This window comes from Rhodococcus sp. NPDC049939 (assembly GCF_040656415.1).
Lineage (GTDB): Bacteria > Actinomycetota > Actinomycetes > Mycobacteriales > Mycobacteriaceae > Rhodococcus_F.
This window is the reverse complement of sequence record NZ_JBFAMC010000002.1, coordinates 407,849-434,021: the sequence shown is the minus strand read 5'-3', so window position 1 is coordinate 434,021 and position 26,173 is coordinate 407,849. Positions and strand designations below refer to the sequence as shown.

The following is a 26,173-nucleotide window of genomic DNA, read 5'->3' as shown; positions in this document are numbered from 1 at the left end:
TCGAGCAGGTCGGTCAGCGGGTGGGAACTGGTACAGGTGTTTCCGAGATCGACAGGTCCGGTTCCTCGACGTCGGAGCCGAGTCGGTAGACGTGTTCCGGGGAGATGATCTCCGTGATCGCCTGGGCGAGCATCGCGCTGGGCTCGTTTCCCTCGTAGGGGATGTCGCTGTTGATCATGATCACGAGAGTCGTTTCCCTCTCCGGGAGATACACAGATACGGTCTGGTAGCCGGGGATGCTGCCGTTGTGCCCGAGCCAGCCCCCGACGTCGAAGATCCCCAGCCCGTAGCTGATCTCGGACGGCACACCCTGCACAGTCACCATCTCGAGCCGCTGCGCCTGAGTCTCCGGCTGCAGCAACGCTCCGGTAGCCAGGGCAGGAGTCCAAACGCGAAGGTCGTCGAGGGTCGAAATCATCGCTCCCGCCGCCCCTCCCCATGACGGATTCCAGTCCGTAGATACCGCTTCCTCACCGTCAGCGGTCTGGTGGGTGTAGCCAGTCGGATGTGGTTCCGGAAACGCATTGGTGACAGGCAGACTCGTGTGTTCCATGTTCATCGGCTGGGTGATCTTCTGACTCAGATACTCCGGCAACGGCATTCCGCTGACGTTCTCGACGACAAGTCCGAGAAGAATCGTGTTCGTATTGGAATACTCCAATCCCTGTCCAGGCGGGAATGTCGCGGGCCGGGCAAAGGCGTAGTCCAGGAGTTGTTGCGGAGTGAAGTTGGCTTCGGGATCGGCAAACAGCGCCTGTTGGAACTCCTCGCTCGCCGTGTAGTTAGCGAGCCCGCTTTGCATCCGCGCGAGTTGACGCAGGGTGATCTCATCACCCGATGGCACACCCTCGACGTACATCGAGATCGGATCATCGAGGGCGACGAGGCCTTCGTCGACTAGCTGCAACACAGCGGTAACGGTGAATGTTTTTGTGACACTGCCTATTCTGCTGTAGAAGTCGGTCTCCATGGGGGACCCCAACGTCTTGTCGGCTACACCCAACGCCCTGACGTAGTTGCCGTCCGGTCCCCAGACGCCCACGATCGCGCCGGGAATCGATGCCATCGTCATCGTGTTCCCGATAGCCGCGTCGATGCGGTCGGCAATAGCGGAGTCAAGCTGCGTTCCGGCGCCAGGGCTCGATTGCGCCTCGGTGGAGGTTGCTGAGCCATCCGTCGAAGACGAGCCGCCCGAGCACGCCGCCCCAAGAACCAGCAGCAACGCGGTTGCGACCGCGGCCAGAGTTCGTCGTCGATTCGTCTTGATCACGGAATGAGCTGTCATCTTGAAAAAGTTACTCCGTGATGTTTGGACCAATCCGCCTTTCGGCACTTCTCGCGCCACAAGGTGTTGCCGTCATCACATTGCGTATTCGGCCAACATCCGCTTCTCCTCGTCGCGGTGTGGGAAGCAGAAGAACACCAACGCAGCTCCGGCACACACCACCAGGATCGCGGCAAGGTATGCGCGGTTGTCACCGGCGAGAAAAGCAGTACGCGCTGCAGAAATGATCTGGTCGGCGTACTGCGGATAGCGTTCCGCGAGCACAACGGCACTCGAGTACGACTTCGTCAGCGCAGCTTGCGTTTCCGGGGTTACCTGACTTGCCTCCGGTGAGGCGGCGATAGCTGCCGATAGCGACTTGGCATAGCCTGCGGTGAGCACAGCACCGAGAATCGACTGCATGATCGCTCCGCCCAGGTCGCGTTGGAGGTCGGAGGTACCGGACGCCATGCCCACCCGCGACACGGGCACCGAACCGGTGAGTGATCGCGAAGCCGGGGTCCCCGCGAAGCCGACTCCGATGCCGACCAGCGTGTAGGCGGTAGCGACCTGGAGGTAGTTCGCATTCTCGTTCCACCACAGCAATGCGACCAACAACCCGAGTACTACGAACAGATACCCGAGCAACAGTGTGAACCGGGAGCCGTGCGATTCGACGAGTATCGCGGACCGGGGCGCGACGAAGACCATCGCGACGGCGGCCGGAATGATCGCAGACCCGGCAGCGAGCGTCGAGTAGCCGAGAACGTTCTGGAGGAACTGCTGCCCGATGAACATGGCGCCCATGAGCGAGCCGAATACGACCAACCCGGCGACCGCGGCCACCCAGAACGTCGGACGGGACGCGACATGCAGGTCGAACAGTGGGTGCGCTGCGCGGTGTTGCTGCAGGAAGAATGCCGCACCCGCAGCCAGGGCAATCAGACCCAACCCGATGGCGGTGGCCCCCGCACCGTCTACAGGTGCGAAATTGATCGCCAGGACGAGGGCGGCGATGAAGACAACCGAGATCATGCCGCCAAGATTGTCGACGGGATCTGTCGTCTCGTTGACGTGCGCGGGAACCCATACGAGAGCACATACGAGCGCAAGGACGGCCAGGGGAAGTGTCACCAGGAAGACCGAGCCCCACGGGAACCGTTCGAGCAGCGCACCCGAAATGATCGGCCCGAGCGCGGAGATCGCCCCGCCCAGCGCCGACCACAGGGCTATCGCTTTCGTCCTGGGGGGGCCCGACCACAACGCGGTGATGAGCGCGAGCGTCGTGGGGAACGCCAATCCTGCGGCGACACCACCGAGCACACGAGCGAGGAAGAGTATTTCGACGGTGCCGGCAAACCCCGCGATCGCCGACGCCGGCAGCGACAGCGCCATGCCGAACACCAGCATCTGTTTGCGTCCGTAGCGGTCACCCAGTGCGCCGAAATAGAGTACCGACGCCGCGAGCCCCAGAGAGTATCCGACCGCGACGAGGTTCAGCTGCGTCTGGCTCGCGTCGAACGCTCGACCGATGTCGGGCAGCGCGACGTTCGCGACCGCAAGGTTCAGGTTGGCAACGGCCGCAACGAGAATGAGCGTCGCCAAGATCATCGTCGCCCTGGTCGGCACCTGCGTCGATTCGGCCCGGGTCACGTGTCAACTCCTCGGTTCTCGTCGTTGGCGGCTTGCGAGTCGACCGCGTCGGGTTCGTGATCGGCCTGTCGATCTCTCGGCGAACCGATCAGCGAGGCTCCGAGCGGGAAGAGAAGAACCGTGATCGCGCCCGCAGCGACGAGCGCGGAAGCGTGCGCGGTGGTCATGGTCCCCGAATCGACCGCCACCCCCGTGACGGCCACTATCAGCGGCAACCCCGTTCCTGCATACAGGGCCAACTGGGTGCGTTCACGAACGGTGAAGGGCGGGTCGGTGCCACCTGGTCCGCGATCGAATCGCCCCGAGACATAGACCGGACCGGAACGCACTACCAAGATCAGCAGTACGAATGCGACCAGCACACCCGGTTCCGACGCAATGGCCTCGATGTCGATGGCCATCCCCGACGTCACGAAGAAGATTGGGATCAAGAATCCGAAGGCCAGACCGTCGATCTTGGTTTCGAGCACCTCGTAGCCTCCGGCAGTAGCCCGCCGCAGAATGAAACCCGCAGCGAAGGCGCCGAGAATGGCGTCGAGGCCGAACCACATTGCGAGCACCGAGAGTGTGACGAGGAGCAGCACGGTCAACCGAACCGTGGTCTGCGACGTCGTCTCCGATCCAGCCCGGATTATTGCCGCGATTCGGGACCCCTCCCGCCGTAGACGATCGGGAATGAATGCGACCAGCACCGCCGCGACCACGAACAACCCCAGCACCGCAATCGACGCCAGCGAACCTCGTGAGCCGAGCAGGACTGCCATCGCGATGACCGGACCGAGCTCTCCGAACGCACCGTGGTTGAGGACCGTCTTGCCAAGCCTGGAATCGAGTGCACCTGCATCGCGGAGGATCGGCAGCAGCGTGCCCAGCGCAGTAGAGGTCAGGGCTATGGCCACCGCAGTACCTGCATTGGTTACGCCGGCAAGACTCAGCAGCCACACCAATCCGAACGCCAGAGCAAGCGACGCCAGCCAGGTCACCAACGCCCGCCGTCCGCCGCGACCGGTGATCTCGGCCGTATTGATCTCGTATCCGGCCAGGAGGAACAGCAAACCCAGCCCGAGATCGCTCAGCAGCCCGATCTCGCTGCCTTCGACGGCGATGTCGAGGACGTGCGGACCGATGATGATCCCGGCGAGTAGCAGCAGTACGACCTCGGGCACCAACTTGCGGGGAAACAGGCCCGCAAGCAGGGGCGCGACAACAGCGGACGCCACGATCCAGAAAAGCGAGGCGCCAATCGACGGCATGCGTCACCCCATCTCGAATGGCCGGAAGAGCACTGGGCTCGAGCCTCACAGAGACGCGGTCCGGGGTCATCATCCGTGACGGATGAACGACGCTCCGCCGAATCACCCACCAGCAACGGGCTGAGCGCCCAGACCTGTTGCGCGACGCATCGGTGGTGTGACTATGCGGGTGCCGCGGCGGGTTTGCCGAATGCCTTGCGCCCGTGCCGCAGAAGCTCGCGCAGCGCTGGTCCCTCGGGCCTCTTCCAAACAAGACCGAGTACAGCGGGAATGCCGACATCGTCGATCGCGAGGACGCTGAGGCGGTCTTCGATGTCGCTGAACATCGACTCACTGAGAATCGCGACCCCTAGCCCGCGTGCCGCCAGATCGGCAACCGCGGCTGGGGCGCTGGCCTGCAGTGCGATGTTCGGCACGATTCCGGCGACACCGCAGGCCCGGTCGAACACCGTCCGGACACCCGTCCCCCGCGGCATCGACACGATCGGATAGTCCGCGATATCTGCCAGCGTCACCTTCGTCCGACCCGCGAGTGGATGGTCGGGCGGCACCGCGCCGACGATGCCCTCGCTGATGATCGTCATTGAGGTCAGACCGTCTGGTGGCCCCGTCGCCGTCCCGACGAGCGCAAGATCGAGGCTGCCCTCACGAACCTGTTCGACGAGTCGTTCCGAGTTGTCTTCGACGAGCGTTATTTCGACACCGGGATGGGCGAGGTGGAACTCGGACAAAGCATCGAATAGCCCTCGCACCGTGCATGCGGTGACCATCCCGACGACCAGCCGACCTCGAACGAGCTCCCGGACGTCGTCGACTGCCTGCCGCACCGCCCTCGCAGCCGCCAATGTCGCCCTGGCGTGTTCGAGGACCGCTTCGCCTTCCTGGGTAAGGGTTGCGGTGCGGGTCGAGCGGTCGATGAGCGTGGCACCGAGGTCGTGCTCGAGTTGGCGGATCTGTGCGCTGATCCCCGACTGGCTGATGTGCACACGCTGTGCGGCTCGGGTGAAGTTGGCCTCTTCAGCTACCGCCACAAAGTACTCGAGCTGGCGAAGTTCCATAACAGATGATTCTAGTTTCCAGAAATATTATCTGTTGGACTTCTAGTTTGCTTCGAGCGAATCTGTAGTTCGAACCGCTTCGAAAGGACAGGACTCCATGCAAGAAAACGAGAAAGCCCTCAGCCCCGAAGACCTCACCCGCCTATTCGTCGAACGAAGCAACGCCGGCGACGCCGCCGGAGTTGCTGCCCTATACGAGGAGAACGCCGTGATGGCGTACCCGCCCGGCAGTCAGACGATCGGTCGCGACGCGATCCAGCAACTATGGGAGAAGGTGCTCGATGGCGCACCTCGCTTCGAGCAGGAACAACCCTTGCCGACGCTGATCAGCGACGGCATCGCCCTCACCTCCACCCCGCCGAGGGACGGTGCCGGGGCCCGCGCACAGGTGGTCCGTCGGCAGCCCGACGGCACCTGGCTTCGCCTCCTCGATCAACCGGAGTTCGTGACGCCCGCCCCCTGACGATGTGCAACCGGCAATCGGCCGCAGCGCTTCTTCATGACGGGACCCAACCGCCCGACATCAGTGCCTGGGTTGGGTACGACGCTCCCCTCGTCGCACTAGCCCTAGCGCATGGACGCTTCGATCATCTCGGTCCACCGCGTATCTCCGGTTGCCTCCTCGCGAAGCGGGTCGCTCAGAACGACGGAGTATCCATCGGGGTCGACCGCCACGAGTTCAGTCGTGTACCACGGTGTTCGAGTGGGGCCCTCGACGTGCGCCACGCCGAGACCGCCGATCGAAGTCACCTCGGCGAGAAGTGAGGCTGCCCGACGTTCGAGATCGTCTCCTCCTGCGTCGAAAGTCGGGCGGTAGCCGGGAGCCGGCTCCCCGAGCACCAGAAGAATGTCCTGATATCGCATCCGCCTCAGATGAACGAGCATCGTGGCACCATCCGGTCCCGGAATCTCAGCCAGCACAACGAATCCCAGGGATTCGTACCATCGAACGGATCGTGCGAAGTCGGCGACAGGGAACGTGACGAAAGCGGGCATGGGATAGATCGAACGATCAATTTTGGTCTCTGAATTGGTCATGCGTGCGACGGTATGGGCTCACGCTACGTCGGGGTCAACTGCTTTCGTGTCCGAGATCGCCAACCGGATCCCCGACACCGATAGAGCCGTGTACTGTGCTCGTATGCACAGCACGCACATAGGCTAGCCCCGGTCCGGGGCCGCCCCGACTCAGGAGGAACCTGATGCGTGAAGAACTGTGCCATTTCCTGTTCACCGTGTTCGACCACCGGATCTGCTGCGGCAAGATCCCCGAGTGGACCGCCCATGTCGGGCAGCCGTGGGACACCTACGACGTCGCGCCGTGGAATCTCTACAACGTGCTCTGGCGGACCCAGCACTGGATTCTCAACGGCATCGAGATGTACGAGAACAAGCGGAACGGCGAACGCTCGACGTAGCAACGAACTCTCGAGTCGCCGGCCGCGCGCCGCAGCCTAACCGGCGGGCGGTCAGTGGCCGGTTCGACCCGAGACTCATCCGGCCACGGGCACAGAGCGGTGGCCGCGAAGCACGAAGGTGCCCCGCGGAAGTGGCTTGCCCGCCAATCCGATCCGAGGGAACCGGTCGAACAGCGCCGTCACCGACTCCACCAGCTCCATCCTCGCCAGGGGCGCCCCCAGGCAGAAGTGCACCCCGGCGCCGAAGGCGAGGTGCGGGTTGGGGTCTCGGTCGGCCACGAATCGGTCGGCGTACTCGAACACTGCGGGATCACGGTTGGCAGCCCCGAGCAGGGCGGCGATCTTCTCCCCGGTCTCGATCCGGATGCCGCCCAGCTCGACCGGCTCGATTGCGGTGCGCTCGAATAGTTGGAGCGCAGGGTCGAAGCGCAGCATCTCCTCGATCGTGAGCAAGACCTCTGGTGCAGGGATCTGACCGGCGCCGAGCATCGCGACAAGCCCGTTGCCGAATACGTTCACCGACGCCTCGTGCCCGGCGTTCAGCAGGAGCACTACCGAAGCGACAACCTCGTCGTCGGTGAGCTCGGTCTCGGTGAGGTCGGAGATCAGATCCAGTCTGGGGGTACGACGCCGGTCGGCAGCAAGGGCCCGCACGTACTCCGCGAACTCCTGTGCCGCCGACACCGCCGCGTCGACCACCGCCTCGCCCGGCGCCGGTTCGTACATGCGCACGATCGACTGCGACCACGACCTCAGCGAGGACACCATCGACTTCGGAACACCAAGCAACTCTGCGATGACGAGAACCGGCAACGGCTCGGCGTACTCGCCGACTACGTCGAACCCCTGCGGGTCCACCTCGTCGAGCATGGATGCCGCCAATGCCCTCACCCGTGGTCGAAGCCGCTCGACGTGCCCGCGGCTGAACGCCGCCGCCACCGGGCGCCGTAGCCGTGTGTGTGCCGGCGGCTCGTTCTCCATCATCTGATTGCGGTGAAGCAGATTGAACGGCTCCAGATAGGACGCAGGCTCTTTGTCAACCCATAGTCGGCCGAGGCGGCGGTCACGCTGCACCGCCGAAGCGCTCGCATGATCGAAGGTCAGCCACATGCCGGACGCTTCATGCCACGCCACCGGGTGACGTGCACGCTCCTGCGAGAAGTATGGGTAAGGGTTCGCGACAACCGTCGGATCGGTCAGATCGATTGTCGCTGTCGGCCGCGCGGGACCGAAGCTTGTCCGGATCTTCCCTTCCATACGATTCCTGTGGCTAGTGGTCCTCGAATAGGTTCCCAAACAGCTTTCGCGCAATGGCGCGGGGATTGCTCTCATCGCGGAGATGCCCCACGCCGGGCGGTCCCAAGAGCTTAGAGGGACCTTGGGCTTCGGACCAGCCTGTGGCCCGACAACGGCGACGCGATCTCTTTCGAAACAAAAAACCTTGGTAATAATGGTCTCTACCAGGGCTTTTTGGTGTGCGTCCGAAGGGATTCGAACCCCTAACCTCTTGCAATCCCCTACCGCTGCCTCCCCATTCCTACTTTTTCGCAGACACACCACTCGCGGAGTGCTAACTGCGGCGGAGGTGGCTGCATGATGGCGACGCCCCCTTCCCGGCTCGGCAAGAGTGTTGTTGGGGTATCAGACTGAGCCAGGTTTAGCCGGAAGTCTCATATCCAAGAAATCGCGACTCTGATGGCGTCGGGTTGCGGTCCCCTCCTCCGCCGGTGTTGATCGACCGGCCGTCTCAGGTCAGAACTCGAATGGCAGTTGATGTTCGGACTCATACTCCAAACGCCAATATGGGTCATTGGTAAGCGAGCCGAATTCGGAACCCTGCGGACTGCTAGCGAGCGCAAGCCCAGAATATCCGCCGACCGCCGAAACCACCGCCGGCGGCTGACCCTCACGCGGATCGAACACCACCGAAACCTCGACGAGATCGGACACCCGGATCTGACGTTCTGGTAGCTCACCCACGTTATAGGCATCGACGAATCCACGGATCTTCTCCTGATCGTCGAGCAGAACAGCCGTGAACCGCCCATCAGCGACGACAGCACGACGAAAATCGACGTTGTCGTACCGCTTCTCATCGCCGAATCCGAAGTATTCGATCCGCGAAAGCGCTATCGACAGCCCGGCGCCGTCGGGCAGCGGTACCGCACCGGAAACGGTTACAGTCCTGCCATCGATAGCTACGTCCGCTGTCAACACGATGGAAGACGAGTCGGTCGACACGGAAGGCCGTGCAGGAGCGGTGGTCGGCGCCTCGGGCCGTACCTGAGGACAGAACTCAGTTCGGGCGAAATCGTTGAAACGTCGTGCATCCGCCCATTCCGCACCGCCGAAGACGTCATCGTTGATGGATTGATCCCACGAAGTCTCGCCAGCAGCGACGTCCCGGCACAACAACATGACCGCGTATGCGAGTCCTTCCCGCTGCACCTGAGTCATAGGGGTCGACTTGCTGATTCCGTAGCCGGTCTCGTCGCCGACAGCCCCCAACGCTGCCACCATCTCCTGGGTCACCCCGGCTTCGTCGAGTGCTACCCAGATTGAATCATCAACACGCGCTGAACGATTCGGTTCAACACTGGACGCCGGTGGCGGTGGCATCGGTTCGACACTGGAACTCGGTGGCGATGGCGTCGGTTCAATAGTGGTTGGAGCCGGTTGTCCGAGTGAGGTATTTGTGCTCCCGCTGGCATCCCGATTGCCATCTTGAGATGATTCGTTGTCCACGATGGCCGACACCATCAGCATGAGCAGCGCAGTTAAGACGACAGCCCCGACGACCCATGGCCACGTCTTCCTCTGCCGAGGCCCCACCGGCGGAGTCCCCTGCTCCGTGTAAGCCGGATTCTTCTCCCACTGTTGAGTGCGGTCGTTCCATGTCCACGCAGACTGCGGACCCTGCCCCGTGTAGGCCGGATTCATGTCCCACTGTTGAGTGCGGTCGTTCCATATCCACTCAGGCTGCGGACCCTGCCCACCACTGTGCGAATCATGGCTCATCGATCTCCCCCTCGTTCAGTGCCCTGGGCTTCGGGCTACACAAAGATCAGATGACCGGAGCGTTCCCTCCACGCAATCCGTCCGATGCCCGGTGAAGGTTAACAGCCGACCGGGGACGAAATTACGGGCACACCAAGAGCACCAATGACTCGGGGAAGTTTCTCGACGACAGCCTCCACGAGGTTGCCGCTGTCGAAGTAGTGCACGATGTTGCCGCGCGGGTTGGCACTGCAAACACGTAGTGCACCGCTTGCCCTGGCAAGCCGACGCGCCGGGCGGGGGTCGATCTCATACCGAGGTTGACTGGTGAGTGGGCACCCAGTAAGAAGTTCAGCCATGCGTTTCCGAAAGACGACACAGCGAGCCGCCACCATCGCAGCGGCCCTGCTCGTGGCAACCACCCCTGCCATTGCATTAGCGCCAGTAGCGAACGCCGCGCAGCCGTACCAGCTCGGCGACGAAATCCAGTCGGAAGAGTCGCTTAACACCGTCGAGATCGTCGGCAACTTGATCGGCCGCCCCGGCAGCGTATTCGAGATCAAATACACCGCCGGACCCGACGGCATCGACGGATCGCAGCTGACGCCACCCGAACTGACCTACAAGCACATCGAAACCACCCGGGTCGTACACGGGGAAGCTCTCGACGGATCGTTCGACGGGTTCGTCGAACCGAACACCTCTGTCACGCTGATGTGGGGATACGACGCCACCGAAGGATTCCTGGACCCGGCAACGCTGACCGTATTCATCGGCGACGAGGAGTACGAATGGTCCGGCGATATCGGAACCAGCCTCCGGGACCACACCCCGGACCTGGAGGGGCTGCCTTTCATTACGCCGCTCAGTGCGGTTCTCACCTGGGGAAGCTCGGACTGAAGCCAGGCATAAGCCCAGGTTGGCTGGCAAATAGGCTCCCAGGAGAAATCTCAGCCATGAATGTCCGAAAGATGACACAACGCGCCGCGACCGTCGTGGCGACCCTACTTGTGGCAGTTGCCCCCGCTGTGACTTTGGCGCCTGCCGCCAACGCCGAGCAGGTGTTCCCGCTTGAAGAGAACTTGCCGAACCCGGAGGAGGATCTGCTGCCGATGGGGTCGACGCCCGACGTGTGGCGGGACAGCATTGCCTCCCTCTTCGGTAGTTTCGCTAGCTGACCCAAGCCCTGTCGAGGTTGCATGAAATGCTGCGTAACATATAGTGCTTGCTCGACACGATGACAGAGGTCAACAGGACTGAGACCCTGAAGCGCACCCTGCGGTGAAACCCTTTTCACCGCCTCAGAATTCCGACAAGCAACTTTGTTCGGAAGGTGTAGGGGAACGTGAGAACCCCGTGCTGCCGAAGCCGTCGTAGCCCGAACCTTTCGATCGGGCAGGTCTCCAACTCGACACGCTGTGTAGTTGACGATGAAGCCCCGCGAGTGATGCAACCACTCAGCGGGGCTTCTTCGTATCCACCTCGAGGCTGAAGCTGCCTTAGTCATCGAGCGCGCTACACAGTAGGTCGAGTTGCCACATGTCGGCCGAGCGCTCCCGTTCTCAATCCGCTGCCAACCCAAGGCGGGAGAGAATCAGTGACTGGGCGTACGCGCCGAGAGCCGCTGAGCAAGACGAGTTGTCAGGTAGGAAAGCGGTCGCGCAAAAGCTATGCAGCCTTGGCTTCGAGGTGCCGCACCCTGAACCCCTCCTGGACTGGGTGCGAGGGGAGACAATTCTTCTTTGCGACCTTGTCATACAAAACCAATGGAAAAAGCTGGACGCGACGGATGACCGGGTAATTGAGTTGTCGGCACTATTGCAGCGAGCGCGGTTTCACCAATCGAAGAACGTAACGCGAAGCACCGGAACCCGAATGGGATCGCGCGGAAAACGGCGAACCTCGCCCCCTCCGGTTCGACCCTGGACGGCCCACGAATGCGAGTGTTTCAGACAAGGAAGTTCTTCAGGACTTTCTCGAGCACCCAACCGAAATGCAGGCAATCGCACAAGAATTGCGCGCGGAAATCGGATCGGCAGACGTCGTCGTATCCGAGGCGCCCACGCACCGACCCTCCACACCCCGACCTTGTCGGTATCTATGGCATCATCAGCCCCCGCACAGCACCACCCGATGAAAGAAGAACGTTGAAGACATCAGTTCGCGCCGCGATGACCGCAGTGATCGCCGCCCCCCTCCTCGCTACCACCTTCGCGGCACCGGCCACCGCAGCACCCGAGGACGTCACCCTCTCGGCGACCATCTACGACAAGACCCTCATCATCGTGACCTTCACCAATAACACCCCCTACATGCTGTCCTGCGATTGGGTCGCGACAGGCAACACCGAACCCTTACCCTTCTTCGAGTACAAATCCCACCGGACAGTCCTCGCCAACAACTCCAGTTGGGACGATGTAGAGGTCGGCCCCGGCGACTATCAGATCGATTGGTTGTGCGCCCCGACCAACGGTGGTTGGGGCAAGGAGTGGGGCACCGAAAAGCTGTCCTCGCGTGTGACTGCCGACCCGACCACGATCACTGTCGGCCGCGCAGCCGGTTCACTGGGTTCACTGGGTTCGATCTTCGGTAGCTGATCCACAGACACGACAACGAAACGCCCCGACCCAAGGGCGGGGCGTCTCGTCGGTGCGTCAGAGTGCGACGGCCTGGGCGAGCATGCGTCGCACCGTCGCCTCGGAGGTTCCAACTTCGCGGGCGATGGCGCGCTTCGACATTCCCTCGTCGGCCAGTTCGATGACGCGGCGTCGCAGTGCGTCGCGGTCCTCCGACGCGGTGGCACTGCGGCGGGCTGGGAGCATCCGAAAATACAGAAAAGCCCTGATAGAAACAGTCTCTACCAGGGCTTTCCGGTGTGCGCCCGAAGGGATTCGAACCCCTAACCTCTTGATCCGTAGTCAAGTGCTCTATCCGTTGAGCTACGGGCGCGAAGTATTCAGTTTTCGCTTACCGGTCAACTACTACCGGTATGGCGGAGGCGAGAGGATTTGAACCTCCGGTCCCTCGCAAAAGGGACAACTCATTAGCAGTGAGTCCCATTCGGCCGCTCTGGCACGCCTCCCTGGGGTGGTTCCGATCCCTTCGGACCGCCGGAGCGAAAGATTACACACCTTTCCAGCGCAAGACAAAACGGCTGGTCATCGCCGAGTCTCAACCTCATCGCAGGTGGCTGTCGAACCAGTCGAAGATCCGTCGTTGGGCGTCGATGATGGCCTGTCCAATCGGGTCGTCTTCTTGCCCATCGGGAACCTGGGGAGGCTCGTCCGCACGGTGCGCTAGTCCGGTGTAACTCACGACGAGCGACGCGACCTCGGACTTGGCGGTGGCCTCACGCAACAACTCGACGTGCTCTAGGGGGGTGGACGGATCGTCCTCTCCGTACAGACCCAGCCACGGAGCCTTCAGACTGGGCGCCGCCTCTACCAACGCCGGAGCCTCCGCCGACAACGGTTCGACGATCCCGCGGGCAGCGACGCTCACGGCGGCGCCGACAGGACGGTTCGTGGCGACGAGAAGTGCCGCAGTGCCCGCATCGTCGAAACCGAGCACCCCGACACAATCGGAATATATGCCGCGCGAGATCAGCCAGTCGAAGGTGGCGTCGAAATCCTCGAACAACGATTCGCCGAAGACTTCGGCCTCACCGTGTGCCGGTTCGCGGAAGAAGAGATTCGGCGCAACCACCAACCACCCCTCGAGTGCAAGCATCCGCATCAGATCGAGGAGTGGTTCACCGAAGACGCGCGACTCGTGCAGGATGACGATCCCGCCCCGAGCAGGACCATCCGGCTCTATCGCGGTGAGCGGGACATCGGCCTGCGGGCTTGCAGGTGCGTCCTCGACCGCCCGCAGAGCTGCGGTGTCCTTGAAAAATCCCGACATGCCACCACCTTGGCACGAAGCAGACCGCGGCGCAGCCTATCAAGAGGCGCATAATCGCCTGGTGACTAAGATAACCAGGACAGATCTCGAAACTCTCCCGGCCTATGTGCCCGGCAAGTCTTTTCCGGGTGCGATCAAGCTCGCCAGCAACGAAACCACTCTGGGCCCATTACCCAGTGTGCGGAAGGCCATCGACGGCGCTGTCGACATCGCCAACCGATACCCGGACAACGGTCACATTGCCCTGATTGCGGCACTGGCAGACCATCTCGGCGTACCTTCGGCAAACATCGCTGCGGGTTGCGGCTCGGTAAGTTTGTGCCAGGAATTGGTTCAAGCCACCTGCAAAGACGGAGACGAGGTCGTCTTCGCGTGGCGATCGTTCGAGGCCTACCCCGTGGTTACTCTGGTGGCGGGCGCCATACCGGTGCGAATTCCGCTCACGCCGGATTACGGTCATGACCTCGATGCGATGCTGGCCGCGATCACAGACCGCACCCGGTTGATCTTCGTGTGCAACCCCAACAACCCGACCGGCACCGCGCTCACCAAGGACGAACTCGAACGATTTCTCGACGCTGTTCCCGAGCACATTCTCGTGGCACTCGACGAGGCCTACTTCGAGTACAACCGCTCCGATGTCGACGGCATCGCACTGCTCCCGGACCACCCCAACCTGGTGGTTCTTCGTACCTTCTCCAAGGCTTACGGCCTGGCTGGAATCCGCGTGGGATACGCCGTCGCGGACCCTGCAATAATCGCCGCACTCAGCAAGGTGCACATCACGTTCGCGGTCAACTCCGTTGCGCAGTCCGCAGCGATCGCCTCGCTGGGAGTGTCCGACGAACTCCTGGCCCGCACCGACGGCGTCATCGCTGAACGGAACCGGGTGCGCGACGCCCTCCTGTCGGCCGGCTACGAGGTCGCCGAATCGTCGGCAAACTTCGTCTACCTCCCGTTGGGCACGCAGTCCGTGCCGTTCGCAGAGGCGAGCGCTGAAGCCGGCGTGCTGCTGCGGCCCTACGACGGAGACGGGGTGCGGATCACGATCGGCGACCCCCATGAGAACGACGCGTTCCTCGCGTTTGCGGCGAGCGACGATGCCCTCTCGACTGCGCGCGTCCCAGTCGGTCGTTAGGGCGCGATCAGACTCCGAGCGCCTGCTGCAGAACGGGCCACGAAGTCCGTAGTTCGTCCTGCCAGTACGGCCACGAATGTGTGCCGTAGGGGCGGTAGATGAATGTCGCGGGGATGCCGAGTTGAGCCAGGCGATCCTGGAACAGCGGGGTGCAGAGGTTCGTCGCCAACTCGAGAGGACCGCCGATCGCAATCGTCGACCACGGGTCGGTCCCGATCTCGTACGGCCCCGGGAGTCCGTTGCCCGTCGAGACATAAATATGCTTTCCACGCAGGGCTTCGGCATTTGCCAGGGGGTCATGCTCGACCCAGGCGGGATTGCTGTCGGGACCCCACATGTTTTCCGGGTCCCCTCCCTTGTATGCGACGGTCCCGCGAACCGACTCGCGCGTGCCCGGGTGTGTGTTGTCCAGGCAGCCGCTGTAGGAGGCTAGGCCTGTGTAGAGGTCTGGGTGCCGAGTGACGAGATTGGCCGCGCCCATCGCCCCCATCGATACTCCCGCAGCAGCGTTGACTCCGTTTCCGCTGAAGTTCGCATCGATGATCGGAGGAAGTTCTTCGGCCAGGAACGTCTCCCACTGGTTGACGCCGAGTGTGGGGTCGGGCTGTAACCAGTCTGTGTAGTAGCTCGCAGTGCCACCCACCGGTAGCACTACATTGATGTTCTTGTCCGCGAAGAACTGAACGGCATCGGTCTTCTGTGTCCAGGTGCTCTCCTGGAAATTCGACTCCTCACCGGCACTGACACCGTCAAGCAAGTAGAGAGAGGGGCGCGGCCCACCACTGGCCGGATGCAAGACCTGTACCTGAATCACGCGGCCCATGGCCGGAGAGTTGACGAATATGGCACTACGAGTGTCGGTGAGCTTCACGATGTCGTCGACGCTCGCAACCCCGCTTTCCGGAGCTGCGAACGGAGCAGGCGCAGTTTCGGCGGCAGCAGTGAACCCTGGCCCCAGAAGGGCGAGAGACACTGCCAAACCGAGAGCTGCGGATGCGTGTCGGCGCATGAAGGTACCTCTCTTCTCAGGACGGTGAGTTCCCCCGACCCCGCAATGCAGAACGCAAGCGGTCAACAAGAGAGTAGAGGGTTTGTGACAGGTGTGCAGTTCAACTGGGCACCTTCGATGCCAGACCCTTGCAGTATGCGTTAGTGGTCACTAACGTATTTGATGTGCTCGATCAGTTGGCAGTTGCGGCTGAACCCACACGGAGACGTCTGATGCAACTGCTGACATCGGGGGAACAGACCGTCAACTGTCTTGCCGAGCACTTCCCGGCGAGCCGGTCTGCGATATCGCAACACCTCAAAGTGCTCACCGAGGCGGGGTTGGTGACTTCACGAAAAGACGGACGCTTCAGGTACTACCGACTCGACCCCCAAGGGCTCTCGCAACTCCGGGCGTTGTTCGACTCGTTCTGGATCGACGAACTCCGCCGCTTGGTCGAGGACGCCACCGAATAGGCAGCATCCAAAGGAGACAGCTGATGCCTTTCGACAAGACAGTCATCGTCCCGTTGGACCCGGACGCCACGTTCGACCTCATCACCAGACCCGAACGACTACGTCGATGGCAAGCCATCGCGGCCCGCGTCGATCTACGTGCGGGCGGCGAATACCGATGGACCATCGTTCCCGGACATTCAGCCGCGGGCATCGTCCGCGAACTCGAACCCGGTCGTCGCGTGGTCTTTACGTGGGGGTGGGAAGGTGACGACCAACTTCCGCCTGGGTCGTCGACGGTCACGGTAACGCTGACGCCCACCGCGGGCGGGACCGAGGTGCGACTGGTCCATCAGGGCCTCGACGAAGTTCAGGCCGCCCGTCACGCAGAGGGCTGGAACCACTACCTGGGCCGTCTCGTCGCTGCCGCGGCAACGGGGGACGCCGGTCCTGACGAGTGGGCAGCAGTACCCGATTCACTGGACGAACTATCATGCGCTGAAGCAGCATTGGCTGTCATGCAACGGGTATCGCGTGATTTCACGGACGAGGACATGTCGAGGCAGACCCCGTGCACCGAGTTCACGGTCTCGCAATTGACAGAACACCTCATCCGGTCGATCACGAATCTCGGAGGTGCCGCGGGCGCCGATATCGACGACGACGCGACAAAACCACTCGAAACCCGAATCGCAGACGCCGCTCAGCCCGCATTGGAGGCTTGGCAGCGTCGAGGCCTGGAGGGAGCGGCGCCGCTCGGCTCGAGCCACATGCCCGCAACCATGTTGGTCGGCGTTCTATCGCTCGAATTCCTTGTTCATGCATGGGATTTCGCTGAGGCAGTAGATCGCGATGTGGTAGTCGAGCCTGCCCTCGCCGAATACGTCCTCGGATTGGCTCGCACAATAATCCCAACGGGAGACCGCACAGGAACAGGCTTCGCGGATGCGATTCCTGTGGAGCACACAACCGACGCTCTCGAGCGTCTGATCGCCTACACCGGTCGTCCACTCCCGACGGCTTGAACTCTCACACGGAAAGGAATTGTCATGCCCATCAAGTCGGAATACGCCCAGGGAACACCGAACTGGGTCGACGTGCAGACCACCGACCAGGCTGCAGCGAAGACGTTCTACTCCGAACTCCTCGGGTGGGAGTACGACGACCAACCGATGCCTGACGGTCCCGTCTATTCGATGGCCACTGTGCGCGGCGAGAACGTTGCGGCCATCGCACCCCAATCACCGAACGCCGCGAACGCAGGTGTTCCGGCGATGTGGAACACCTACATCGCCGTCGACAATGTCGACGACACTGTCCGCAAAGTAGCCGACGCCGGAGGTCAGGTTCTGATGCCCCCATTCGACGTCACCGAGGCGGGCCGTATGGCATTCGTAGCCGATCCGACCGGCGCGACTTTCGGATTATGGCAAGCGAACAAGCACATCGGCGCCACCCTGGTCGGAGATCCGGGTGCATGTATCTGGAACGAGCTGGTAACAGGCGACGTCGACATGGCCGCCGCCTTCTACGGCAGCGTCGTCGGGCTTTCGACATCGCAGATGCCCATGGGCTCGGGCGACACGTACACCGTTCTGCACGCGGGTGAGGAACAGGTCGGCGGATGCACTCGTCCAGCAGAGGAAGGCACCCCGAACCACTGGCGGGTGTACTTCGCGGTCGATGACGTCGATGCGAGCGCCGCGAAAGTCGTCGAGCTCGGCGGCACGATCGTGGAAGAAGCGGTGACCATCCCCACCGTCGGACGGATGGCCGGCGTAGCCGACCCGCAGGGTGCCGTCTTCAGCATCATGACGCCCGAAGCATCGCCGGGACAATAATGTTTGTGCGCGGCTGAACCGGCAGCTCCGACAGCTGACCGGCCAGCAGCAAGACTGACCGTGTTGGAGACGGTCGGTAGATGACATCACACGCTCGGCCGGGATTTTCCTGGTCGAGCGTTTCGCGTCTCGGCCCGCTACCGGCGGCCGCGCCGACGAAGCGGCAGCCCACCGAAACATGGGAATCCTCCGCCGAGCACTCCGTCCAATGCCCCTCGTCAACAGGCCGCTGGCTGCGAATTAGACTGAAATACAAAGATTTCGTGAAAGTCCTGCGGGACCACAGAATCCGGGTAACATGCCCGACTGGCAAGCTCCACAACAAAGGAATCTAAGGGGACTTAGTGAGCAAGACCAACACCATCGTCAAGCGAATTACCGGCGGCATCGCTCTCGCTGCAATCACCGGAATCGCCACATCCGGCATCGCCGCTGCAGAAACCGGCAGTGTCGGCAGCCTGGGTATCGGCAGCCTGGCCGTCGGGAGCATGGCCCTAGGAAGCCTTGGCAGTGTGAGCATCGTCAGCGGGTCGGTCGACGGCATCGTCAGCGGGTCGGCCGACGGCAGCGTCAGCGGCTCGGCCGGCGGCGATAGTGGTGGTATCTTGCCGCCTCTGGTGGAAGCAGAGGTCGAAGGCACTACTGTGATCATTGATCTGGAGAATCCCAACACCGTCGAAACCTACTGCGGTGCCATTCTCTTCAAGGCCGACGCTGACCTCACGGACCCCGACGCCGCCGTGTGGCCGGAGGATTTCGATCCGGAGACGTACGAGTGGACACGCGAAGGCGACACCACGACCTACACAGCCGAAGGTCTCGGGCCGGGCGACTACCTTGTCATAGCAGATTGCGCTGACCCCGAAGGTGAGCCCGCCGCGATCGAGCCGATCGAGGTAACCGTCGAGGAATCAACCGGCTCCCTCGGCAGCCTCGGCCTCGACAAGCTCTTCGGTTCGCTGGGCAGCAGCTGACCCACCAACCGCAACGCTGACCGTGTTGTAGATAATTGCTGAACCGTGCGGAACGCTCGGCCGAGACTATCCGGCCGGGCGTTTTGCATCGTTGACCTGCCCGTCACGGCACAGCCTCGCCGGTGAAGCTACAGCCTCTCCTCGGCTAGGACGCCAGATGCCCGTCCAGGGCCGCCATGGCGGTCTTGAAATGTGCGGACGACATGTGACTCGACAGGGCGCCAGGATCTGCCCACTCTTCGACCACTACGAATGTTCCTGGTGCCGAGATCGATTCGAACACGTCATATCGCTTACAACCCTCTTCCTGTCGCGTGGCTGCCTCGAGAGTCGAGAGCGTCGTACGTGTCTTTTCCTCTGATCCGGGATTCGACTCGAGTGTTGCGACGAGACTCAAATGCGACATGGGGGCATCCCTTCATGGCTCGAATGAGTGCGCCCATCGGGTTGGTGCGCCAATTCGCAAGCGCACTCCCCATTTTTTATACGGATGGAACCAAGGGCCGTCAACGTGGATTCCGTTCGACGGTAGCCACACGATCGATTACTCATCGAGGGAGATCCTCGGCCGGAACATGCCGATCTGTACCGGCGCCGTGAGGTACCTGTCAGGTCTGCGTGATATGTCTATATTTGGTTCTGTTCACCGTGCCCTGAGCTCGGCTCGCAGACGCGTCAACAATGCTCTAGGGGGAGGGGCACGTATGGAATCAGTTGCCACAGTGCGGGTGTGGGCCGACAGGCACGGGTTCGAGCCTGAGGTCAAGTGGGATCCGGGATGGTTGTCCCGGCCTGCACGCTCGAACGGCCCGTCAGGTCTGCGAGGGCTGTACCTTGTGCAGTTCTGCACCGGATCGGTGTACATCGGAATCTCCACGGTCGACTGCGCAAACCGGCTGCGGGCTCACGGCCAGCGGTGGGACGACATCGCCTCGGTGCGGCTGATGCCGTTCGACGGCACCACTGCCAAACTGTGCCGTCGCGAGCGGGAGCTGGTTCATGCCGCCGAGAAGAACGGGATCGTGGTCCGCAACCGTGAACACGCCCTGCGGTTCGAGGGCGAATCTTCGCTCGACCGCATCGTCGACGTCGATCTGCAAACGGAATGGCTCGAGAACCCCGCCGACGTCACGGCGACTGATACCGCCACACCCGTGGAGTTGCCGGCATCGCAGATCGAAGCCTACGCAGACCGATTCAGCAGACTCGTGGACCGGCCCGACCATCGGCAGCTCATCGATGCACTGGACACCTACCTGCACCGCACGATGCCGCTCCCGGTCCGCACAGAGGCAGCCTTCTGGGCTGTCAGCTGCTACCCGACCTCTGATCGTCGGCGAATCATGTGTGTCACCGTCAACTGGATGCAGACGTTCGTCTTGTTCGATCGCGGCGACGAAATCGAAGCGTGGTTCCATGTCGACAAGAACGAGTTGCCGAGCAATCCGATCGCGCGCACCTGGTTTCTTCGTCGCCGTGGGATCCGTCGGGGCTTCGTCTGGTTCGAGCGCGGCGGCGCACACCAGATCCACCTGATCGTGCGTACACGCGACGCCCTGGCGAAGGCGCTGGCCGATCCACTGATTACCCGTGCTGCAGCCTCATTCAACCTCGATCTGATGCGCAAGGGCCCCTGCTCGCAAACCAAGGTCCACTGCGCACAGCTTGCCGACGCCGCACTATCCACCAGGAGCTTCGTGTGACACTCTCACCAAGAGACGACCCACGGCCACGGGCTGAAGTCCGCGCCACCCACCGCCACGATCAAGGACGTATAGCCTGCGAGATCGTCGAGAACGTGTTCGTCGTCGAAGGCGTCGGCGGCGTGGTCAGCCTCGACTCCAGTTTGGCCAGCCAGTACTTGGGATGGGGAGGCACGCTCTTTGTGCCTTTGCCTGACGACTCCCCTGACACCTGGTTCCCGGTCAGTTGGGATCAGCTGAACGAGCTCGCCTGGGACGACGGGTTCCCCATGCTCACCGAGAGTGCCGAAGGTCATGACATTGTTGGGATCGGCCCCGAGGAAGTAATCCTCATGTTCGACCAGTGGTGGAAGACGACAGGAACACGCCCCGACTATGGTGTGGGTGGACTCGTCCCGCTTTTCAGCTCATTCCGCTCGGGTCGCCTACGTGGTCCCAATCAGCATCCACATGTGACGTTCACGCCGCAGGATGACCCCCGACCCCGAGCAAGAGTCCGCGCGACTCACCGCCACTCCGATGGCCGGCTAGCCTGCGAGCTCTTCTACGATATTGAGGAACCCACATTGGTCTTCGCCCTCGAAGGTGGAGGCGTTTTCAGCACCGACTCCGCCAGTACCGAGGAGAGCAGACGGCTGTTCGCACCGCTGCCGGACGACAGCCCCGATAGCTGGTTCCCGATGACATGGCTTCAGCTGCACCAGATCACTTTGCACGCCACGGCTGCTGCCCGAATCCTCTACTACACCGACCGGGTTAGCTCCGAAAGCCTCAATCTATCGACGATTTTTCTTGGGTGGCTCAACGAGCAGACGTCGGGCACACGCCTCCAGACTGCGGGCCCCGCAGACACCGACGACCAATAGGGACGAAGTGCGGGCAACAACGGCCCGACACCCGTAACCACGTCCAATCACCCAGTTCGAACCGAAGCGTGGCCAAACTCGTCCGGCTCGAGCCTAGGATTCTGAACCACGTTGCGTCCCAGGTTCGAGTGGCTGACGTGATTTGTCGCGCTGTCGAAACGACCTGATCAAAGGCGTAGCTGCAACCACCCTGGATGCCCTCCAACGTGCGATCCGACCGTCACGGGCTGATGTGAGATCTCCCCGGATCAGCCTGCGGACGATCGGAAGAATCTTGGGGGACACGACAACCATGTCCAACACGGCTTGCCTGCCGGCACGTCGCAGGACACGCCGGATCACCGCTGGCCGCGGCGGGCGAGGTCGCGGCTGCAACCGGCTGGGATCACCTCCGGCCATGGCCTGCTTCAAGGCCTCTTCGACGGCTGAGGGGTCGTTCCACATATTGCGAAACACCACGGTCCCTTGTGGATCGATCACATAGACGATGTTGGGCATACCCCCATAGGCCTGGTGGACCTGGCCGTCGAGGGTGTCGATGAGAATGCGACGCCCTTCCCGCTCCTCCCGGCGCAACAGGTTGGCGGCGGCTGTCTTGTCCGCAAGGCAGCGATGTGGACCGAGGTTCTCACCGGGGTGGGCCTCGCGGATGTAGAGCACCAAGAACACGACGTCAGGAAATCGGTAGGCCAGCGCGTTCATCGTGGTGATGCCTTTGCCGAACATCGGGCAAGTGGCGCAACCGGTTTCCAGCACGACGAACCGGCCGCGGAAGTCTGACAACGCCACCTCAGCTCCGTCGATGTCGGTGACGCGGAAATCCGGCGCCGGATCGCCGATCTTCGGACCGCCGAATTCCTGGTGCAGCGGATATGCACTCGGGTTGAAATGAGTGTAGTTATAGACCAGTGCCGCATCCCTTACTGGGAAAGGCGTCTGGCTGCCAGGTTCCTGTGCACTCGTCGCGGCCGAATCAGATGTGGTCATCACTACTCCTCACTAGTTGTTTGACAACCCAAAAACTAATACCCAAAAGAACTTTCAGATGTCCGGACTGATACGCGCGGCGTGCACGGCCCAGAACGGTACGTGCACCAGGTGGTCTTCCAGCAGCGGTCCTATGATTCGGAGTTGCTCCATGATCGGCTTCACCCGCTCTACCGACGCAGGGCTGTTGATCAGTGCGGACATCTTGGCAAAGATCTCGGGGGCGATGCGGGCTTGGTAAGTCGTGGTCCCCAGATAGTCGATGCGCCAGCCTGCCTCCGGAAGCACCCGCTCGAAGTTCTCTGCTGACAACCCTGGCAACTCCACGCCGTTGACGTTGTGGCGGCCGACCTCGAACATATGGAGTCGCGCTCCGGGTTTGGTGGCTCGGTGCAGGGCCCGGAGATACCGTTTCTGGGTGTGCTCGTCTTCCTCGAAGGTGTGGTAGAAGGCGCAATCGACGACGGTGTCGAACCGATCCTCGAGTCCCTCGAGCAAGGTCGCGTCGGCCACCTGAAAGTCCACTGTGACCCCGGCCGTCTGCGCGTTGCGCCTGGCCTGTTCGATTGCCGCGGGCGAAGCATCAATCCCCGTGACCGAGTAGCCTTTCGACGCGTAGTAGATCGCATGATGGCCGGGCCCGGTCCCCGGATCGAGCACCTCGCCGCGCAAGGCGCCGTAGGCCGCCAACTCCTGTACCACGGGCTGCGGGCCGCCGATATCCCACGGCGTCAACGTTACCTTTCCCTCCGTCGTCTGCTCGCGGTACAACGCGTCGAAATCTGGTCGTTGAGAACTAGACATGTTTCCTACTCCTCAGTGTCGGTTCGTTACCGGCTTGCTGTCGGACGCGGTCTGGACAATCCGATTGAGCACCCCAACCCTCGAGACCCAAGAGCGCTTCAAATGCGCTGACCAAAGCAAGGATTAGTCGATACGTGTAGCGTGGACGGCCCAGAACGGCATGTGCACCACGTCCTCTTTCAGCAGCGGTGCTATGACTTGGAATTGCTCCTGGAGGGGCTTCATCATCTCTACCCACTGCGGGTCGCTGATCTGTGCGGACAGGCTGGCAAAGACCTCAGGGGTGAAGTGGTCTTGGTAAGTGGTGGTCCCCAGATAGTCGATGCGCCAGCCCGAAGCCGGAAGCACCTGCTGGAAGTCTTCCGCGGACAACCCTCGAAGCTCCACGCCGTTGACGTTCTGGCGACCGAACTCGAACATGAATAGCCGGGCTCCGGGTTTCGTGGCCCGGTGCAAAGCCTTCACATACCGGTTCTGGGTGTCTTCGTCTTCTTGGAAGGTGTGGTAGAGCGCGCTGTCGACGACGGTGTCGAACCGACCTTCGAACCCCTCGAGTGTGGTGGCGTCGGCCAACCGAAAGTCCACTGCGACCCCGGCAGTCTGCGCGTTGCGTTTGGCCTGTTCGATCGCCGCGGGCGAAGAGTCGATCCCCGTGACCGAGTAACCCTTGGACGCGAAGTAGATCGCATGATGGCCTAGCCCGGTCCCCGAGTCGAGCACCTCACCGCGCAGAGCGCCGTAGGCCACCAACTCCTTCACCACTGGCTGCGGACCACCGATGTCCCAAGGTATCAACGTAGACGCGCTGTGTCTCGCCTCATCGCTGCGGTACAGGGCGTCGAAATTTATTCGTGGAGACACGTTTCCTACTCCTCAGTTTTTTCTGGGCAGTGTCGATTCATTGCCGGCGACGCCGTAGCCGGTACCAGGTGCCGGCGATGGCGTGGCGGAACATGAGCCGCTTGACGATGAAGTCTTTGGGCTCGGAACGTTCCACGACGAAGTCGCGGCTGAACACGTCGGAGATCTCACCGCGCTTGATGTGGATTCCCTCCCACATCATCAGCAACGTCCCTGCCTCCATGACCGTGGCCAACTCGGCGACATAGGTGGGTTTGGCTGCGGCTGGCAGCGAGTGATAGCAGCCCATGTCCAGCACAAGGTCGATGGGTTTGCCTATGTCGAGCTGCGACAGTTCGGTCGCGTCGCCTTCGAGGAAGACCGCTCCGGCAATGCCCTCAGCACCGTGCCGCGCGCGCTGGATGGCGGTGGCCGAGAAGTCCACGCCGGTGGCCTGCCAGCCGTGCTCGGCCATGTAGATCACGTTGGTGCCGGTCCCGCAGCCGACATCGAGTGCGTGCCCAGGCGACAACGCATCCTCGCCTTCAATGGCCTCGCGCAGTTTGTCAGGAGGCGGGGCGTCCCACAGTGGCCTGCCGAGCCGGTAGAGCATGTCGAACATGACGTGGCGCCAACTCATGGTCGGCCCCCTTTTGGTCGATTGGAAGTGTGTGGCTGAGGTCGCCGAGTAGGTAGCGCTGAAGTGTGGCTCCCAAATCGACGGCGATGCGCTCACGGGGATGAGAAGCCAGCGGCTCGATCCCGATGATGTAGCGTGCCAACGTCAGACCGAGGACCTGTGACATCACCAGCCCGGCACGGTACTCGGCATGATCGGTCTCCAAGCGCTGGGCGATGGGGACGATGATGTTGCGCGTGAGGAACTCTCGCACCAACCGTGCGGCTTCGGGTTCGGAGGTCGCTGCGCGGATCATGCCCACGGTGGGTCGGCGATTTACCTCGTCGTCGAGGATTTCGAGCACGGCGGTGGCCAACCGGATCCCCACGCTGTCGTGCTCACCGCTGGTGACGTGATCGATCAGCGCGCCCGGATCGATCGGCAACTCGACCACGGCAATGAACAGATCGAGTTTGGTGCCGAAGTAGTGGCTCACCAAAGCGGGGTCTACCCCGGCCTCGAGGGCGACCCGCCGCATCGAGGTGCGGTCGTAACCCAGCTTTGCGAATTGCTCTCGGGCGGTGTCCTCAATGAGGGCCCGGGTGGTGTTGCGTCCCGGACGGCGCCCGGTGTGCTTGGCAGGACGTTTCACGTCGCAACCTCTTCTAGACCGCCGAATTCAGTACGTGCTGAATTCACTATACGCTGAATTCTGACGCAAGCTAGGCCCCGAAAGCAGCCGCCAACCCGCGCACAGCCAGGTCGATCTGCGCTCGCAGCGGCGGCAGGGGACCGTGGATTCGAATGCCTCCAACGACGGCCTCGACGCGCGGCTCCCCTGCAAGGCGGTATCGAACTCGATCAGTGCAATAGTGAAGCGCGAGACGCAATCCGAGATCACGATGCAGTGAGGCAGGATCAACCATGGCAACTACCGGATGGGAGTTTTGGCGGCTGACCCGAACTGTGGATGGAGAACTTGCGTGGTTGGGGGCCACCCGGCCGGAGGCAAGATCCCCGATTGACCGGAAAAAGGTGTGGACGCTGCTTCCTAGCAGTGGTGTGCTCGTTGCGAACTGGTACGTCAGCGAGGACCACTGGCGAGCCGAGACCGGGGAAAGCCTCTGGATCCACGAGAAGATCGAAGCATATGAGGCACGCGATGTCGCTCTCGAAGTACCCAAACCTGATCCGGAGGACCTCGCACGCCTGACCCGACCGGAAAGGTACCTGACTCTCGATCAGATCGACCGGCACTCTGTCGAGAAGGTCCTGGGTAAGCGAGTAGCCGACGCGCTCTTCGTCAGCCGCTGAGGCAATCAACGCACGGCAAATTCACCTGGCGGCCGATCCCGACCTACAGCGCTGGGAGCTTGTCGGGTTTGTCTGGGCGCAGACCTTCAGAGGGCGAA

General features: G+C 62.2%; 26 protein-coding genes, 2 tRNA genes and 2 pseudogenes. 12 read left to right on the top strand and 18 right to left on the bottom strand.

Going from position 1 to position 26,173, the window contains the following annotated elements; translation table 11 throughout:
• Positions 1-13 precede the first annotated feature (13 nt).
• From AB0I57_RS11355 to AB0I57_RS11340, 4 genes are all read right to left on the bottom strand, one after another.
• Positions 14-1,285, bottom strand: coding sequence for a serine hydrolase domain-containing protein (locus AB0I57_RS11355; RefSeq protein ID WP_358334409.1), 1,272 nt, complete (start codon positions 1,283-1,285; stop codon positions 14-16).
• A 75-nt stretch (positions 1,286-1,360) separates the two neighbouring features.
• Entirely contained in the window at positions 1,361-2,917 is a 1,557-nt protein-coding gene (locus AB0I57_RS11350; protein ID WP_358334406.1) for an MFS transporter, read from the bottom strand.
• Entirely contained in the window at positions 2,914-4,170 is a 1,257-nt protein-coding gene (locus AB0I57_RS11345; RefSeq protein WP_358334403.1) for a cation:proton antiporter, read from the bottom strand. Before AB0I57_RS11345 ends, AB0I57_RS11350 begins: the two co-directional genes overlap by 4 nt.
• Positions 4,171-4,331: 161 nt before the next feature.
• Positions 4,332-5,228, bottom strand: a complete 897-nt coding sequence (locus AB0I57_RS11340; protein WP_358334400.1) for a LysR family transcriptional regulator — start codon at positions 5,226-5,228, stop codon at positions 4,332-4,334.
• 97 nt (positions 5,229-5,325) lie between these two features.
• On the opposite strand from AB0I57_RS11340, the gene AB0I57_RS11335 reads away from it, so the two are divergent.
• Positions 5,326-5,691, top strand: a complete 366-nt coding sequence (locus AB0I57_RS11335; RefSeq protein ID WP_358334397.1) for a nuclear transport factor 2 family protein — start codon at positions 5,326-5,328, stop codon at positions 5,689-5,691.
• A 104-nt stretch (positions 5,692-5,795) separates the two neighbouring features.
• Here the strand turns inward: AB0I57_RS11335 and AB0I57_RS11330 are convergent, their stop codons facing one another.
• Positions 5,796-6,266, bottom strand: coding sequence for a VOC family protein (locus tag AB0I57_RS11330; protein WP_358334394.1), 471 nt, complete (start codon positions 6,264-6,266; stop codon positions 5,796-5,798).
• A gap of 164 nt (positions 6,267-6,430) precedes the next feature.
• Between AB0I57_RS11330 and AB0I57_RS11325 the strand changes: the two genes are divergently transcribed.
• A complete protein-coding gene (locus tag AB0I57_RS11325) occupies positions 6,431-6,646 on the top strand; it encodes a hypothetical protein (RefSeq protein ID WP_358334391.1) in 216 nt (71 codons plus the stop codon).
• Between the two features lie 75 nt (positions 6,647-6,721).
• On the opposite strand, the gene AB0I57_RS11320 is transcribed toward AB0I57_RS11325, so the two are convergent.
• Together AB0I57_RS11320 and AB0I57_RS11315 are read right to left on the bottom strand one after the other, a co-directional pair.
• Entirely contained in the window at positions 6,722-7,903 is a 1,182-nt protein-coding gene (locus AB0I57_RS11320; RefSeq protein ID WP_358334388.1) for a cytochrome P450, read from the bottom strand.
• 495 nt (positions 7,904-8,398) lie between these two features.
• A complete protein-coding gene (locus tag AB0I57_RS11315; protein ID WP_358334385.1) occupies positions 8,399-9,178 on the bottom strand; it encodes a hypothetical protein in 780 nt (259 codons plus the stop codon).
• An 822-nt stretch (positions 9,179-10,000) separates the two neighbouring features.
• On the opposite strand from AB0I57_RS11315, the gene AB0I57_RS11310 reads away from it, so the two are divergent.
• From AB0I57_RS11310 to AB0I57_RS11300, 3 genes are all read left to right on the top strand, one after another.
• Positions 10,001-10,543 (top strand): hypothetical protein, encoded by a 543-nt coding sequence (locus AB0I57_RS11310; RefSeq protein WP_358334382.1) that lies wholly within the window; start codon positions 10,001-10,003, stop codon positions 10,541-10,543.
• A 56-nt stretch (positions 10,544-10,599) separates the two neighbouring features.
• Complete coding sequence (locus AB0I57_RS11305; protein WP_358334379.1) at positions 10,600-10,821, top strand: hypothetical protein; 222 nt, start codon at positions 10,600-10,602, stop codon at positions 10,819-10,821.
• 969 nt (positions 10,822-11,790) lie between these two features.
• Positions 11,791-12,240: a hypothetical protein gene (locus tag AB0I57_RS11300; RefSeq protein WP_358334376.1), complete on the top strand. Its 450-nt coding sequence runs from the start codon at positions 11,791-11,793 to the stop codon at positions 12,238-12,240.
• Between the two features lie 57 nt (positions 12,241-12,297).
• On the opposite strand, the gene AB0I57_RS11295 is transcribed toward AB0I57_RS11300, so the two are convergent.
• The 4 genes from AB0I57_RS11295 to AB0I57_RS11280 form a co-directional block, all read right to left on the bottom strand.
• A complete protein-coding gene (locus tag AB0I57_RS11295; protein ID WP_358334373.1) occupies positions 12,298-12,465 on the bottom strand; it encodes a helix-turn-helix domain-containing protein in 168 nt (55 codons plus the stop codon).
• Positions 12,466-12,519: 54 nt separating this feature from the next.
• A tRNA-Arg gene (locus tag AB0I57_RS11290) sits at positions 12,520-12,592 on the bottom strand.
• 41 nt (positions 12,593-12,633) lie between these two features.
• Positions 12,634-12,725: transfer RNA gene (locus AB0I57_RS11285), tRNA-Ser, on the bottom strand.
• 95 nt (positions 12,726-12,820) lie between these two features.
• The gene (locus AB0I57_RS11280; protein ID WP_358334370.1) at positions 12,821-13,546 is read right to left on the bottom strand and encodes a dienelactone hydrolase family protein; all 726 of its coding nucleotides are present in this window, start codon (positions 13,544-13,546) and stop codon (positions 12,821-12,823) included.
• Positions 13,547-13,607: 61 nt separating this feature from the next.
• Here AB0I57_RS11280 and hisC point away from each other — a divergent pair, with 61 nt between their 5' ends.
• Entirely contained in the window at positions 13,608-14,684 is a 1,077-nt protein-coding gene (gene hisC / locus AB0I57_RS11275; protein ID WP_358334367.1) for a histidinol-phosphate transaminase, read from the top strand.
• A 7-nt stretch (positions 14,685-14,691) separates the two neighbouring features.
• Here hisC and AB0I57_RS11270 read toward each other — a convergent pair whose 3' ends face one another.
• Positions 14,692-15,693: an alpha/beta hydrolase family protein gene (locus AB0I57_RS11270; RefSeq protein ID WP_358334364.1), complete on the bottom strand. Its 1,002-nt coding sequence runs from the start codon at positions 15,691-15,693 to the stop codon at positions 14,692-14,694.
• Between the two features lie 164 nt (positions 15,694-15,857).
• On the opposite strand from AB0I57_RS11270, the pseudogene AB0I57_RS11265 reads away from it, so the two are divergent.
• The 3 genes and pseudogenes from AB0I57_RS11265 to AB0I57_RS11255 all read left to right on the top strand — a co-directional run bounded on the left by AB0I57_RS11265 (position 15,858) and on the right by AB0I57_RS11255 (position 18,942).
• A pseudogene (locus AB0I57_RS11265) lies at positions 15,858-17,152 on the top strand (TIGR03086 family metal-binding protein).
• Positions 17,153-17,176: 24 nt separating this feature from the next.
• Positions 17,177-17,968, top strand: a complete 792-nt coding sequence (locus AB0I57_RS11260) for a VOC family protein (RefSeq protein WP_358334361.1) — start codon at positions 17,177-17,179, stop codon at positions 17,966-17,968.
• Between the two features lie 344 nt (positions 17,969-18,312).
• Positions 18,313-18,942: a hypothetical protein gene (locus AB0I57_RS11255; protein ID WP_358334357.1), complete on the top strand. Its 630-nt coding sequence runs from the start codon at positions 18,313-18,315 to the stop codon at positions 18,940-18,942.
• Positions 18,943-19,087: 145 nt separating this feature from the next.
• Here the strand turns inward: AB0I57_RS11255 and AB0I57_RS11250 are convergent, their stop codons facing one another.
• Positions 19,088-19,348: a putative quinol monooxygenase gene (locus tag AB0I57_RS11250; RefSeq protein WP_358334354.1), complete on the bottom strand. Its 261-nt coding sequence runs from the start codon at positions 19,346-19,348 to the stop codon at positions 19,088-19,090.
• 298 nt (positions 19,349-19,646) lie between these two features.
• Here AB0I57_RS11250 and AB0I57_RS11245 point away from each other — a divergent pair, with 298 nt between their 5' ends.
• Together AB0I57_RS11245 and AB0I57_RS11240 are read left to right on the top strand one after the other, a co-directional pair.
• A complete protein-coding gene (locus tag AB0I57_RS11245) occupies positions 19,647-20,645 on the top strand; it encodes a hypothetical protein (protein ID WP_358334351.1) in 999 nt (332 codons plus the stop codon).
• Positions 20,642-21,511: a hypothetical protein gene (locus tag AB0I57_RS11240; protein ID WP_358334349.1), complete on the top strand. Its 870-nt coding sequence runs from the start codon at positions 20,642-20,644 to the stop codon at positions 21,509-21,511. Before AB0I57_RS11245 ends, AB0I57_RS11240 begins: the two co-directional genes overlap by 4 nt.
• A gap of 189 nt (positions 21,512-21,700) precedes the next feature.
• Here the strand turns inward: AB0I57_RS11240 and AB0I57_RS11235 are convergent.
• From AB0I57_RS11235 to AB0I57_RS11215, 5 genes and pseudogenes are all read right to left on the bottom strand, one after another.
• Positions 21,701-22,498 (bottom strand): annotated as a pseudogene (locus AB0I57_RS11235) (deiodinase-like protein); the annotation flags it as partial.
• Positions 22,499-22,552: 54 nt separating this feature from the next.
• Positions 22,553-23,302 (bottom strand): class I SAM-dependent methyltransferase, encoded by a 750-nt coding sequence (locus AB0I57_RS11230; RefSeq protein WP_358334346.1) that lies wholly within the window; start codon positions 23,300-23,302, stop codon positions 22,553-22,555.
• Between the two features lie 123 nt (positions 23,303-23,425).
• Positions 23,426-24,151 (bottom strand): class I SAM-dependent methyltransferase, encoded by a 726-nt coding sequence (locus AB0I57_RS11225; RefSeq protein ID WP_358334907.1) that lies wholly within the window; start codon positions 24,149-24,151, stop codon positions 23,426-23,428.
• Between the two features lie 49 nt (positions 24,152-24,200).
• Complete coding sequence (locus AB0I57_RS11220) at positions 24,201-24,782, bottom strand: class I SAM-dependent methyltransferase (protein WP_358334342.1); 582 nt, start codon at positions 24,780-24,782, stop codon at positions 24,201-24,203.
• Entirely contained in the window at positions 24,709-25,413 is a 705-nt protein-coding gene (locus AB0I57_RS11215; protein ID WP_358334339.1) for a TetR family transcriptional regulator, read from the bottom strand. The genes AB0I57_RS11220 and AB0I57_RS11215 overlap by 74 nt, the downstream gene beginning before the upstream one ends.
• A gap of 272 nt (positions 25,414-25,685) precedes the next feature.
• On the opposite strand from AB0I57_RS11215, the gene AB0I57_RS11210 reads away from it, so the two are divergent.
• A complete protein-coding gene (locus AB0I57_RS11210) occupies positions 25,686-26,075 on the top strand; it encodes a hypothetical protein (protein ID WP_358334336.1) in 390 nt (129 codons plus the stop codon).
• Positions 26,076-26,173 lie beyond the last annotated feature (98 nt).

Bases quoted from the DNA above. Each gene is read 5' to 3' on its own strand.
- AB0I57_RS11340 (WP_358334400.1), bottom strand. From the start codon at position 5,228: ATGGAACTTCGCCAGCTCGAGTACTTTGTGGCGGTAGCTGAAGAGGCC.
- AB0I57_RS11260 (WP_358334361.1), top strand. From the start codon at position 17,177: ATGCCCATCAAGTCGGAATACGCCCAGGGAACACCGAACTGGGTCGAC.
- AB0I57_RS11270 (WP_358334364.1), bottom strand. From the start codon at position 15,693: ATGCGCCGACACGCATCCGCAGCTCTCGGTTTGGCAGTGTCTCTCGCC.
- AB0I57_RS11320 (WP_358334388.1), bottom strand. From the start codon at position 7,903: ATGGAAGGGAAGATCCGGACAAGCTTCGGTCCCGCGCGGCCGACAGCG.
- AB0I57_RS11245 (WP_358334351.1), top strand. From the start codon at position 19,647: ATGGAATCAGTTGCCACAGTGCGGGTGTGGGCCGACAGGCACGGGTTC.
- AB0I57_RS11230 (WP_358334346.1), bottom strand. From the start codon at position 23,302: ATGTCTAGTTCTCAACGACCAGATTTCGACGCGTTGTACCGCGAGCAG.
- AB0I57_RS11250 (WP_358334354.1), bottom strand. From the start codon at position 19,348: ATGTCGCATTTGAGTCTCGTCGCAACACTCGAGTCGAATCCCGGATCA.
- AB0I57_RS11335 (WP_358334397.1), top strand. From the start codon at position 5,326: ATGCAAGAAAACGAGAAAGCCCTCAGCCCCGAAGACCTCACCCGCCTA.
- AB0I57_RS11310 (WP_358334382.1), top strand. From the start codon at position 10,001: ATGCGTTTCCGAAAGACGACACAGCGAGCCGCCACCATCGCAGCGGCC.
- AB0I57_RS11210 (WP_358334336.1), top strand. From the start codon at position 25,686: ATGGCAACTACCGGATGGGAGTTTTGGCGGCTGACCCGAACTGTGGAT.
- AB0I57_RS11280 (WP_358334370.1), bottom strand. From the start codon at position 13,546: ATGTCGGGATTTTTCAAGGACACCGCAGCTCTGCGGGCGGTCGAGGAC.
- AB0I57_RS11305 (WP_358334379.1), top strand. From the start codon at position 10,600: ATGAATGTCCGAAAGATGACACAACGCGCCGCGACCGTCGTGGCGACC.
- AB0I57_RS11325 (WP_358334391.1), top strand. From the start codon at position 6,431: ATGCGTGAAGAACTGTGCCATTTCCTGTTCACCGTGTTCGACCACCGG.
- AB0I57_RS11345 (WP_358334403.1), bottom strand. From the start codon at position 4,170: ATGCCGTCGATTGGCGCCTCGCTTTTCTGGATCGTGGCGTCCGCTGTT.
- AB0I57_RS11355 (WP_358334409.1), bottom strand. From the start codon at position 1,285: ATGACAGCTCATTCCGTGATCAAGACGAATCGACGACGAACTCTGGCC.
- AB0I57_RS11295 (WP_358334373.1), bottom strand. From the start codon at position 12,465: ATGCTCCCAGCCCGCCGCAGTGCCACCGCGTCGGAGGACCGCGACGCA.
- AB0I57_RS11220 (WP_358334342.1), bottom strand. From the start codon at position 24,782: ATGAGTTGGCGCCACGTCATGTTCGACATGCTCTACCGGCTCGGCAGG.
- AB0I57_RS11330 (WP_358334394.1), bottom strand. From the start codon at position 6,266: ATGACCAATTCAGAGACCAAAATTGATCGTTCGATCTATCCCATGCCC.